We start from the raw sequence: 11,836 nt of genomic DNA, 5'->3' as shown, positions 1-11,836 counted from the left end.
GCTAATTAAATAAGCGGTTATTAATGATTTTTAATGAGCGGTCACGGCCGTTAACTAAAAGGGTATTTGAAAAACGGCTATAAGCATCTGTTGAAATTCCGCCCATTAACACTGTTGGCGTAATTGCCGTTGCGGCAAAAATCACATCATCTGTATTTACCATTTGCTCTAATGATAAAATTTCCCCAATCTCAATGCCCATTTGCTGGCATCGAATGGCTTCTTGAGCGGCGAGTAGTTTATTTTCTTCGCTATCCCCCTTTGCTTTGTCACGAGGGACCAATCTTGCTTGCATATCACCGCCTAATGCACGAGCGATGGCCGCACTAATAATGCCTTCAGGTGCGCCACCAGTGCCATACATCATATCAATTGAATGCTCGGGTAGTATTGCCAGCAATGATGCCAATACATCACCATCAGGAATGGCAATCACGTTAGCACCAAAATTACGAATGGTTTTGATGATATGCTGATGGCGTGGTTTATCTAATACTGCGATTGATAAGTTTGAAATGGGTTTATTCAATGCAGCGGAAAGGAATTCTAAATTTTTTTCGAGGGGATTAGCGAGATGAACAGCCCCTTTTGCAGCGGCACCAACGACGAGTTTTTCCATGTACATGTCTGGTGCTTGGAGTAATGAACCTGTTGGAGCAGCAGCCAGTACGGCTATGGCATTGTGTTCATTACACGCAACCATACGAGTGCCATCAATGGGGTCAACCGCAATATCGAGCCCTTGGGCGCCTGATTTTTTACCTACTTGCTCGCCGATATAAAGCATCGGAGCATCATCAATTTCACCTTCACCAATCACAATTTTACCATGAAAATCAATTTCATTAAGACGATTTCTCATGGCTTCTACAGCGGCTTTATCGGCTGCATTTTTATCTTGTTTACCAACCCAATCGAAGGCAGCAACAGCGGCAACTTCGGTGACGGAAGCAATAGCAACAGCTAACTCATCACTAATTTTCATTTTTATAAATATCCCAGGTGCATAAAAGAAAAGTACTTAGGGATATGATACGTTTTTTGTGATCTATCTGGCAAATAATTGGTGATTAAATCAACGGGGAAAAGTTGAGGGGCGGCGGGTGAATATAAACCCACCGCTCAATTTAAAGCATTTCAACAATAGCGATTCCACCGATAATGGAGATTAAAGCGGCAAGTGTACTTAATAACACGGTGCCTGCGGAGGTTTCAGTATAAGCTTGATTACTGATTGCTAAGGCGGGAACCGCAGTGGCGGTGGGTAATACGCCAATGATAAAGGCGGCTTTTAGGAGGTCATCTTGTAAACCTACTGCAAGACCTGTTGCCAAAATCAACGCGGCTTGAACAAAATTTTTAATAAAAACGTTAAATATAATTTCTTTACTAATAGTTAACTTAATACCGGATAGCAATAAACCAAGGAAAAATAAAGCAACACCTCCTGCCGTTTTACCAAGCTCATTGACTGAATTCTGTAAGATTTCAGGTAACTTAACACCAAAAATAGCGAGCAAGGCGCCTAAAATAGGAAGGAATACTAAAGGTTGGGCAATAGCTTTACCGATTGATTTAATCACGCTATGCCCTTGTTGCGAGCCACTGATCATCAGCAAAGTAAATGGAATAATAATCACCGTATAAATAAGGTTTCCTAGCACCATAGCAATTAAACCTGATGAACCGACAGTAGCTAGTAAGACTGGAGGTCCACAATAAGCCATATCCGGAAAAGAAACAGATAGCGCTTGCATTGCTGCATCTTTTTTATTGTGCCGGAAGATAAACTTACCGAAAATGAAACCAATAACGTATGTAGCGATTAAACCGACGGCCAATGCTAACAAATAATCAATATTTAAGAGTACTGAGGGTGGTGCTTGTGCGGCGGCTAAAAATAATGCAAATGGTAAGGCTATTTTGACAACAAAGTCAGCGAATGCTTGTGAATATTCTCTTTTAATAAAACCGTATTTACCTGATAACCAACCAACAGCTAACCCTAAAACGATAGGACCAAGGGCGGCTAGAATAATGTGGAGTAGCATTATATTTTCCTTAAACTATTCGTCAGATTTTGATGTGTAAATAATTAGTTATGAGCCTGTTCATACTAAAGCGGTATCGAATATCTCTCATATTACTGTGGTTTAAATAAACTCATTTCACGTTGGAAGTGGTAGATATTTAACCTCCATCAATAGATAAACTTATAATTGATGGAAATCATAATTGATAAAATAATAAATAACTACCATCGTTTAAAGATGGTGTTTTTCTGTATGAATATTTGAAGCATGGAAGCATGATATAAATATCATAATTAGACTAATTTTGTTATTCAGAGCAACTCTAATTATAATTAGAGGAACTAAAAATAAATAGGTAAGTGTTAATTTAATATGTCAAATCATCATTAAATGATGATTAAGGATTTTCTTAGTTACTAAAACTTTCAATGGGGGTATTAGTAACTGAGATTGAAAGGGTAGGAAGCGTATTTTTTCAACTAAATACGTAGTATAAGGGTTATTTTGTAACAGTTTATTACATTGAGTTGGCAAGATAATCAATGCTATCTACACTAGCGGTGATCACAAAACCCTATTCTAGCTGTATTTTAGATTGTGAAATTTATTTTGAGGAAACCTATTTGTGGATACTTGGATACTAGTAGGAGTCGTATTAGTATGTTTGCTTGTGTTAGCACCAATATTGGCTATCATAGCAATCAGCCGAACGGGCCGTATGCAGTACCAAATTTCTGAATTAAACCAGAAAGTTTTCTCTCTAGAAACTCGTTTAGGCCAATATCAGCAATCGAATGTTACGCCTTCGAAAAATGTTGCCAGTTCGTCTGATGACCAACAAGGCATTTTGGGGGTAACAGATGAGCTAGAACAGGCAGTTACAAACGTACCAATCCAATCTAGTCCAGTAAGTGAGCCTGAACCATCATTTAAACCCTTATCCGGCGATACTGCATATCAGCAATCTGAAAAAGCAGCTGATTCTACAAACCAAACCATTCCAGTGCCGGCATATACGCAATCAGCAATTGTAGGCTCTCAAGCACGTAGCGGGGTGGACCCAAATCGGTTTAATAAAGCGACTAAACCAAATCGTTTTAATGATCAGGAAGTAGATACATCTACTCAGGGTCAATTTAATCAAAAAACGATGGGAAATAATGAGTCTATATTTGGGCATTTCTTTAGTTGGTTACTAAAAGGGAACCCAGTTGCCAAAATAGGGATACTATTATTATTCCTAGGGGTCGCGTATTTATTAAATTACAGTGTGCAAAATGAGATTATTTCCCCCCAAATACGCTTAATTTTTAGCGCGGTAGGTTGTTTAGTTTTACTAGGAATTGGCTGGCGATTACGTAATAAGAAACCATTATTTGGGCTTATCCTTCAAGGTGGAGGGGTAGGCTGTTTATATATCACCATTTTTGCTGCCTTTAAGTTATATACCATGTTGCCTTATAGCATGGCATTTGTGTTTATGTTGTTGATTTGTGCAGCGAGTATTGCCTTAGCATTATTACAACGTACGATTAGCTTGGCTATTCTTGCTTCTCTTGGTGGTTATTTGGCTCCTGTTTTACTTTCGACGGGAGGGGGTAGCCATGTAATTTTGTTTTCTTATTACCTAATGTTGTCGATTGGGATTTTAATTATTAGTGTATGGCAAGCTTGGCGCCCTCTGAATTTAGTTGGTATGGTGATGACCTATGGTGTCGCTATTTTATGGGGTTTGAGCAATTACCAATCTGATTATTACATCTCCTGTCAATTATTTATCATTGCTAATTTAGTAGTATTTAATGCGTTAACACAATTATTTTCACTCCGCTTTGAGCACGACAAGCAGTTAATTGTTGATAATACATTGTTGTTTGCACCGCCATTAATCAGTATTGCCCTTCAATTCTTTATTGCGGATGATGTAGGTTTATTGCCTGCATTTATTTCTCTGTTAATTGGTTTATTGTACTTGGTTGCTGGGTTGCAGGTACATAAGCGCTATAAAGAGGTCGGTAAGAATATGGCTTTAGCAAATATTCTTATTGGTGCAGGTTTTGTAACACTGGCTATCCCATTGGCATTGACACTTGAATGGACATCGATTGTTTGGTCATTAGAAGGGTTATTACTACTCTGGCTTGGTTTACAACAGGGGCAGAAAAAAATGGCTACGGTTGGTTCATTATTAATTGTAATCAGTGCGATTACGTTACTAATGGACTACCCTTACGTATATTGGAGCCGAAGCAGTACTTATATGGTGCCATTATTATTGGTAGCTTGTTTTGGTGCTGGTGGGTTATTTCATATTCGTCGCAAAGAAAACAGTAACTTTGCCCTATTTAGTTATGGTTTTTTATTTTTAGGTTTGCTTACATGGCTCTGCTGGTTACCACTATTTACTGATATTTTATCGTGGAGTCGGGAGTCTGAAGGCTTTATAATATTAGTGTTAGTGGTGATCTCCGTCTGGTTATGGCGTCTATATGCTATTCGAATTAACTGGATACCTTTGTTATTTTGCCAATCAATTTTATGGGTTGCTGGTTACTATTACCTTGGTTTAGATTTCTTATATGATAAAAACCCAATGGGGCGCGGGGAAAACTCATTAATATGGGCGGTGATACTCGGTAGCTCAATTTTGTTTGTTATTCATGCGTATAAACTTCGTAATCAATGGATGCAATGGACCCTCCATGGCGCTAACTTGTGGTTAATCCTTGTATTTATTTTGACCCAAGTAAATTGGTTTGTCTCTATTTTACCTTGGGGTATGCATGAGATGGGCTATTTTATTTATGTGATGGCGATAACCTTAACTATCTTAGCCCTGTATTGGTTACAGCAAAATAAAATGCCACCAATGAAACGTAATGGGTTAATGTATTGGTATTGGATGCTTCCTGTTGCTATCGGGTTAATTATATTATCTGCTTACGCTAATTTAGAAGATGGCAAATTAACATTCTGGAATTATATTCCATTAATTAATCCATTAGATGAGGCGGGCTTATTCAGTATTGCTGCCCTTATTCTGATGCAAAAAGGTTTTGTGCAAAAAATACGTAAGGCTACAGAGGTAGATTATTGGATAATCCGAGGTTTATTGGTCTCAATTATTCTATTATCAGCATTTTGGTTTAACGGTATTTTAATTCGCGCAGTAGCTGATTTTGCTGGGCTAAGTTGGAATTATGCGGTGCTTTATGATTCTCGTTTGATTCAAACTGTTTTATCCATTAGCTGGGCGCTTGCTGCATTGCTTTGCATTGTTATTGCAGCGATGAAAAAAAGTCGTATCTGGTGGTTTATGGGGGCCAGTATTTTCGCATGTGTTATCGCTAAATTATTCTTAGTGGATATTCATGGACAAGGGGGGATATCTCGCGCTATCTCCTTTATCGGTGTTGCATTATTGATATTAATTGTTGGGTATTTTTCACCATTACCACCAAAGGATATAAAAGAGAAAGTCGAACAGGAGACGCAATCATGAGACAAATAAAAAGTAAAAGGCTAGGAGGGCTATTTGCTGTCTTCTTGTTGTCATCATTGTTTTCTAGCTACCTTAATGCAGGAACACCGAAAGAAAATACGCCTTATAGTTTTTACCAAGGGATGGAAATTGATATTCCAGATACATCAGAGCCATTTTATTGGTTAGAAGTTCCTACAAGTGCTTATATAAATTCAGCATATCCAAATACATTGCAAGATGTTCGGGTATTTAATGGTACGGGGGATGAAATACCTTCTGTACTTTTTTATGATGCTGAAAAGTCTATTTCTAGCAATAAAGTCTCATTTGCTCCTCAGCGCTTAGTGACTCAACTGGATAATGTAAATTCTCGTGAGGACATCCGTAGAGAAAAGCAGCATCTGCTAGTTGAGACGGTACCAGGTAAAGTCGATCGTATTGAATTACCAAATATACAACTAAAAGATAATGCTGCTTATCATGCTTATTTATTAACACGAGATCAAAGCCAAGCCCAAAATACGCCAGTTCAAAAATTAACATTGGAGTGGGCAAAAACGGAGGAAGAGTGGCAAGGAAAAGTCTTTGTTTTTGCAAGTGATGATAAAGAAAAATGGTTAAATATCGCAACTAATCAACCTATCATGAATTTGAAATTAAATTCAGAAACAATTGCGAGTAATAATATTGAGCTGTTAAATGGCAATTCTAAAGCGCTAAGCGCGCCATATCTAATGGCCGTTATTGTCAGTGCGCCAGATGTAACGCTACCTGAGTTAGTGAAGGTCAAGGCGCTATCTAACACACTGAACTCAACTCGCCGACAAGAAATATTCAATTTTGAAATGACAAATGATGGAGTTTCAAAAGACCATATTATATATCAATTACCCACGACCCAACCATTAGGTGAATTGCAAATTCATTTACAGCAATCAAATCGAGTTATTCCATTAAAGGTTGAATATTCATCAGATAAAGGGGATGTTTGGAAACCATTAGCTAATCTTGTTGCTTATAACCAAACAATAGATGGGGAACTAGTCAGTAACCCAAGCATCAATCTTTATGGGGAAATGGTTAATAAAGTTAGAGTATCTGCACTTAAAGGTAGTTGGGAAGATCAGCCGCCGCGGCTTATCGGTAAGCGTGATGGGTATAATCTTATCGTTAATTTACAAGGCGCTGCACCTTACTTGCTAGTGTGGGGGAATAAGCAAGCAGAGCTTGATAAATTAACATATAACCAACTAGTTGGGCAGGCTTATAGTGTTGACGAGTTAATGTCGCATTATCCCCAGTTATATCCTAATAATGAAGTGATTGAGCTCGGTGGTGCTGAAAGGTTAACCGTAGCCAAACAAGTCGATGATACCTCTAATTGGATAACAGTTTCGTTATGGGTCTTATTATTTTTAGGGATACTCGCGTTATTGTACTTCTGCTGGTACCTTTTAAAAGAAGTGAATTCGACAAATAAAACCAATAATGATGAACTCTAAATAGTTTTTTGTTCACTAACTTAAAGGGGGAGCTTTTGCTCCCTTTTTGCTAATAAAATTTAAATAAAATAAACCTGACATCCCTTTACCTTATCATGAGAACAATTACTTAAAATCTGTATTCGTTGACAAGCATTTGCGCTAAAACTGTGGTTAAAGGGAGGATGCATTATGAAAAAATCATTACTAACACGTTTATTTGTTGCAATCATTTTTTTTACGGGGACTTCAATATTCGCTCAGGCAGCAGATAACACAGTATTAACGGAGTTAGCATTACATAAGACAACGGCTTATGAATACAGTGTGTTAAATATCACTCAAAACGAAGCTGATATTGAGTCAGAACGTGAAACTAAAGAGTTAGATAGTGCCCAGTTGCGTAGCATCACGAATGATAAACGATTTACTGGACGGCAGTTTGAAATATAAGTTAAATAAGTATCTATGATGTTTTTAAAGATAACTAATCACTAAAATCCGTATTGATAACGAAAAAAACAATCTCAATCAGTATGAGGATAAAACATGTATAAGGGTTTATGTTTATGCGGTGCTGTAACAATCAGCGTGTCTAAGTCTGTTGATCAAATTAGTGTTTGTCATTGTGGTATGTGTCAAAAATGGAACGGGGGCCCGGGTTTCAGCATTGATGGGGGAAGTAATTTAACTATAGAAGGAAAGGAGGCAATAACGGTATTCGCTTCATCGTCTTGGGGAGAAAGAGCATTTTGTAAACATTGCGGTACCCATCTTTTTTATCACTTAATTTCCCCATCCACTTATTATGTGTCCGCAGCTTTATTCGAAGAAAGTAAAAATGCGCAAATGAGTATGCAGATTTATATTGAAAGTAAGCCAAAGTATTATAATTTCGTTGAAAAAACCCCTATGCTTACAGAGCAAGACATCATAAAACTAATGGGAGGGGTATCGGATTAAGTTGCACAGCTTATGGATTAAACTATATGCTATAAACAACAGGGCAAAAAGCCTCATTTCGTATTTTGTTTTCTATTTCTTTTGTTAAATTTAATTTGTATGTTATGCGTGTGCATTAAATTTGATTTATAATTAAGGGCATGGGCTCGCCTCGGCAAGTTAGTTTAAATATTGCTCATTAGTCGTCGGGCATTGCATTATTGAAATCATCCGCAGGTTGTTTTGAGGGAAAATAAATGAACAGTATGAAAGGAATGCGTCACGCTAGCAATATCGCGTGGGTACTGCAGTGGATATTAAACCTTGGTTTGATAGCATTAGCCGCGGTGCTTGTTTTCTTTTTAGCAAAAGAAACCGTTACGATGGCTTCATTGATGTTTGGAAGTACCAATGGGGCAACAGCGTATGAATTATTAGAAGGCATTGTCATATATTTTCTGTATTTTGAGTTTATTGCCTTAATAATCAAGTATTTTATGTCAGGTTATCACTTCCCACTAAGGTATTTTATCTATATCGGTATAACGGCAATCATTCGCCTTATCATTGTCGATCATAGTGACCCAATGACAACTTTATTGCATGCTGGTGCAATTCTGGTTCTTGTCATTGCCCTTTTTATTGCAAACACTGAAAAACTAAAACGAGAGTAATATTAATTAAGCTAATTTATCCATAGGCAAAAAAGAGTAGATTCGATTTCTTTTTTGTCTATAGATGATTCTGATGGATACTTAAGCAATATATATTGGATGTCATACTATAAATTAATAAAATTTAAGATACGGTAAATTAGCTAAAAACTAATAAACTTAAATGTTATTAATGAAATTGAATTTATCTGGTTTATCCTATAAAAACTAATAACGAAAGTGTTTTACTTTTGAATATAGGTTATTTACTGTTATAAAGTCCCAATTCTAATAACATAAGTAACTTGTAAATATGACAACTAATACACTCTCTAAGAAAAAAGGGTTTTTAAACCGTGTCGAACGGATCGGTAATGTTATGCCAGATGTTACCATGCTGTTCGTTTATGCCCTTATTATATGTTGGTTTTTATCTTATCTACTTTCATTTGTAGATTTCAATTATTACCACCCAATATCAAAAGATAAAATCTCTATTGTTAATATGTTTCAGTATGAGGAAATAATACTATTTATTACAGCGGCAGTTAAAAACTTCATTAATTTCCCTCCGCTTGGTATAACAATTGTTGCCACACTAGGTATTGGCATTGCAGAAAGTAGTGGGTTTATTAATACGGCATTGAAAAAAATGCTATCGTTTATTTCCCCAAGAATGTTGACTCCAACCGTGGTCTTTGTGGGTATTGTTTCTCACATTGCCTCTGATTCTGCTTATGTCATTCTAATGCCAGTTGCTGCTATGATGTTCTATGCCAGTGGACGTCATCCATTAGCTGGTATTGCAGCAGCCTTTGCGGGGTTAGCTGGTGGATTTACTGCAAGTTATACGCCTTCTATTATTGACCCAATTATGCAGAGTTTTACGCAGGATGCCGCACAAATGTTGGCCCCCGGTTATAGCGTTAATGTGCTATGTAACTATTTTTTTAGTTTGGGTGGAACATTTGGTGTTATTTTTACCTGTTGGTTTATTACTGAAAAAATTGTTGAGCCTTGGTTAAATAAAAATTGCCCGATTACTTCAAGCGATGTTGATACTGACTCTGAGAAAAAATTAGGGATGATTACCGCAGTTGAACATCGTGCTTTTCGTATTTCAGGGTTAGTTCTGATTGCTTTAGGTATTGGCTTATTTGCGTTGTTATGGCCAGATTCTTCTCCATTACGTGGCCCTGATGGCAGTTTAACCAGCCCGAAAGCCCCGATTATGCAAATCGTTGTGCCATTGTTATTCATTTTCTTTGCGTTACCAGGGATTGTTTATGGGTATATGACGAAATCTTTTACATCAACAAGAGATGTCGTTAAGGCAATGGAAAACATTACTAAATCATTGATTCCATTTATTGTTTTTGCTTTTTTTGCCGCTCAATTCCTATATTCATTTCAGCATTCTAATTTAGGTACATTATTAGCACTATCAGGTGCTGAATTATTGCGGACATTAGATATGCCTTCTGGCATGACTGTTTTTGGTGTTATTTTGTTGACCGCGATATTAAATATCATGATCACATCAGCGACATCTAAATGGGCAATTATGGCGCCAGTATTAGTACCAATGCTTATGGCAGTAGGAATTTCGCCAGAGTTAACCCAAGCTGCGTTCCGTGTGAGTGATTCAGCGATGAACGTAAGCACACCGATGTTCCCTTTCTATCCTTTGATACTGATGTATTGCCAGAAATACTATAAAAATGCAGGGATAGGGACGTTGTGCTCTATGATGATCCCATTTACCATCGGGTTATTAATTATTCTGACGAGTACGTTATATCTTTTCTGGGCATTCGATATCCCAATCGGTTTTGACAGTGGTTATACATGGCACCCTGCACAATAAGCGGGCTTAATACCCGACATACTTGATATGTCGGGTAGATATAAAAAAGTTAAGGAATATAAAATGAATGAGTTAGGTAAACAATTAGAGCAGCGTTTTTATCGCTACCTCGCAATTGAAAGCCAAAGTGATGCAGCAAGTACTATTGTACCAAGTACAGAAGGGCAGCGTGAATTAGCTAAACTGTTAGCGGAAGAACTTGAAAGTTACGGCTTAAAAGATATTTATATTGATGAGCACGCCATATTATATGCGATGCGACCAGGCAATAAGCCTACTGCGCCAAAAATCGGCTTCGTCACCCATTTAGATACCGTTGATGTTGGCTTATCACCCGTGATTAAACCACAGACATTAAAATATGAGGGGAAAGACTTATGTTTAAATGCCAATGAAAATATCTGGTTCAAAACGGCAGAGCATCCTGAAGCGGCACCTTATGTAGGTGAAAATATTATTTTCAGTGATGGAACCAGTGTACTTGGTGCAGATAACAAAGCAGCGATTACCGTTGTGATGGAATTAATGAATAAACTGCAACATGCTGATTTTGATTGCGGCGATATTTATGTCGCGTTTGTACCTGATGAAGAAATCGGTTTACGTGGTTCGAAAATCATGGATTTATCCCGTTTTCAGGTAGATTTTGCTTACACTATTGATTGTTGTGCATTAGGTGAAGTTGTTTTTGAAACCTTTAATGCGGCCTCTATTGAGGTATCAATTAAAGGTATTACTGCGCATCCTATGTCAGCTAAGAATGTATTATTAAACCCTATTCGTGTTGCGCATGATTTTATTGGCTGTTTTGATCGTTTTGATACACCGGAACATACGGAACAGCGCGAAGGGTATTTCTATGTGACAGATTTAGTAGCAAACCCAGATAACGCAAAAATCAAAATGGCTATTCGTGATTTTGATCGCAATAGCTACGAAGCGCGTAAGCGTTTTATTGAACAAAGTATTGAGTTGATCCGAGCCCGTCACCCTAAAGCTAAAATTGAATTTAGAATTGATGATGTTTATAGCAATATAAGTGATTCTCTAGGGGATGACCGTACTGCTATCGATTTGATTTTTGATGCACTGAAAATTCAAGGTATTGAAGCAAATGTAATCCCTATGCGTGGAGGGACTGATGGCTCTGCTTTATCGGCTCGAGGCATCTTAACACCAAACTATTTCACAGGGGCACTCAATTTCCACTCCTGTTTTGAATTTTTACCTGTGAGTTCTTTTGAGAAAAGTTATTTGGTATCAGAGACTATTTGCCGTTTAGTTGGGCAAAAATAGTTTAGTATTGATATTATGCGTAAAAGGCCATGTTATAAAGTGGCCTTTTTTATTGAATAGTTAATATTATTTACTTGGAG

At 37.3% G+C, this 11,836-nt stretch carries 9 protein-coding genes; 7 read left to right on the top strand and 2 right to left on the bottom strand.

Going from position 1 to position 11,836, the window contains the following annotated elements:
• Position 1: 1 nt before the first annotated feature.
• Positions 2–979: a class II fructose-bisphosphatase gene (gene glpX / locus M1F14_RS16440; RefSeq protein ID WP_405127788.1), complete on the bottom strand. Its 978-nt coding sequence runs from the start codon at positions 977–979 to the stop codon at positions 2–4.
• A gap of 148 nt (positions 980–1,127) precedes the next feature.
• Positions 1,128–2,051, bottom strand: coding sequence for an AEC family transporter (locus M1F14_RS16435; RefSeq protein ID WP_048606927.1), 924 nt, complete (start codon positions 2,049–2,051; stop codon positions 1,128–1,130).
• 607 nt (positions 2,052–2,658) lie between these two features.
• Here M1F14_RS16435 and M1F14_RS16430 point away from each other — a divergent pair.
• The 7 genes from M1F14_RS16430 to pepT all read left to right on the top strand — a co-directional run bounded on the left by M1F14_RS16430 (position 2,659) and on the right by pepT (position 11,756).
• Positions 2,659–5,535 carry a DUF2339 domain-containing protein gene (locus M1F14_RS16430; RefSeq protein WP_181469216.1) on the top strand — a complete coding sequence of 959 codons (2,877 nt, stop codon included), beginning with the start codon at positions 2,659–2,661 and terminating at the stop codon, positions 5,533–5,535.
• Positions 5,532–7,019, top strand: a complete 1,488-nt coding sequence (locus tag M1F14_RS16425; protein ID WP_042844170.1) for a DUF3999 family protein — start codon at positions 5,532–5,534, stop codon at positions 7,017–7,019. The genes M1F14_RS16430 and M1F14_RS16425 overlap by 4 nt, the downstream gene beginning before the upstream one ends.
• A 171-nt stretch (positions 7,020–7,190) precedes the next feature.
• Complete coding sequence (locus M1F14_RS16420) at positions 7,191–7,451, top strand: hypothetical protein (RefSeq protein WP_042844169.1); 261 nt, start codon at positions 7,191–7,193, stop codon at positions 7,449–7,451.
• Positions 7,452–7,547: 96 nt separating this feature from the next.
• On the top strand, positions 7,548–7,961 hold the full coding sequence (locus tag M1F14_RS16415; RefSeq protein ID WP_042844168.1) for a GFA family protein: 414 nt from the start codon (positions 7,548–7,550) through the stop codon (positions 7,959–7,961).
• 245 nt (positions 7,962–8,206) lie between these two features.
• Entirely contained in the window at positions 8,207–8,614 is a 408-nt protein-coding gene (gene psiE, locus M1F14_RS16410) for a phosphate-starvation-inducible protein PsiE (RefSeq protein ID WP_370661220.1), read from the top strand.
• 292 nt (positions 8,615–8,906) lie between these two features.
• A complete protein-coding gene (locus M1F14_RS16405; RefSeq protein ID WP_042844166.1) occupies positions 8,907–10,460 on the top strand; it encodes an AbgT family transporter in 1,554 nt (517 codons plus the stop codon).
• Between the two features lie 63 nt (positions 10,461–10,523).
• Positions 10,524–11,756: a peptidase T gene (pepT, locus tag M1F14_RS16400; RefSeq protein ID WP_048606933.1), complete on the top strand. Its 1,233-nt coding sequence runs from the start codon at positions 10,524–10,526 to the stop codon at positions 11,754–11,756.
• Positions 11,757–11,836: the final 80 nt, after the last annotated feature.

Source organism: Providencia sp. PROV003 (assembly GCF_045040775.1).
In the GTDB taxonomy this organism is placed as follows: domain Bacteria; phylum Pseudomonadota; class Gammaproteobacteria; order Enterobacterales; family Enterobacteriaceae; genus Providencia; species Providencia huashanensis.
This window is presented reverse-complemented; position numbering and strand designations above follow the sequence as displayed.

Bases quoted from the DNA above. Each gene is read 5' to 3' on its own strand.
- M1F14_RS16435 (WP_048606927.1), bottom strand. From the start codon at position 2,051: ATGCTACTCCACATTATTCTAGCCGCCCTTGGTCCTATCGTTTTAGGG.
- M1F14_RS16425 (WP_042844170.1), top strand. From the start codon at position 5,532: ATGAGACAAATAAAAAGTAAAAGGCTAGGAGGGCTATTTGCTGTCTTC.
- M1F14_RS16420 (WP_042844169.1), top strand. From the start codon at position 7,191: ATGAAAAAATCATTACTAACACGTTTATTTGTTGCAATCATTTTTTTT.
- M1F14_RS16415 (WP_042844168.1), top strand. From the start codon at position 7,548: ATGTATAAGGGTTTATGTTTATGCGGTGCTGTAACAATCAGCGTGTCT.
- psiE (WP_370661220.1), top strand. From the start codon at position 8,207: ATGAAAGGAATGCGTCACGCTAGCAATATCGCGTGGGTACTGCAGTGG.
- M1F14_RS16405 (WP_042844166.1), top strand. From the start codon at position 8,907: ATGACAACTAATACACTCTCTAAGAAAAAAGGGTTTTTAAACCGTGTC.
- pepT (WP_048606933.1), top strand. From the start codon at position 10,524: ATGAATGAGTTAGGTAAACAATTAGAGCAGCGTTTTTATCGCTACCTC.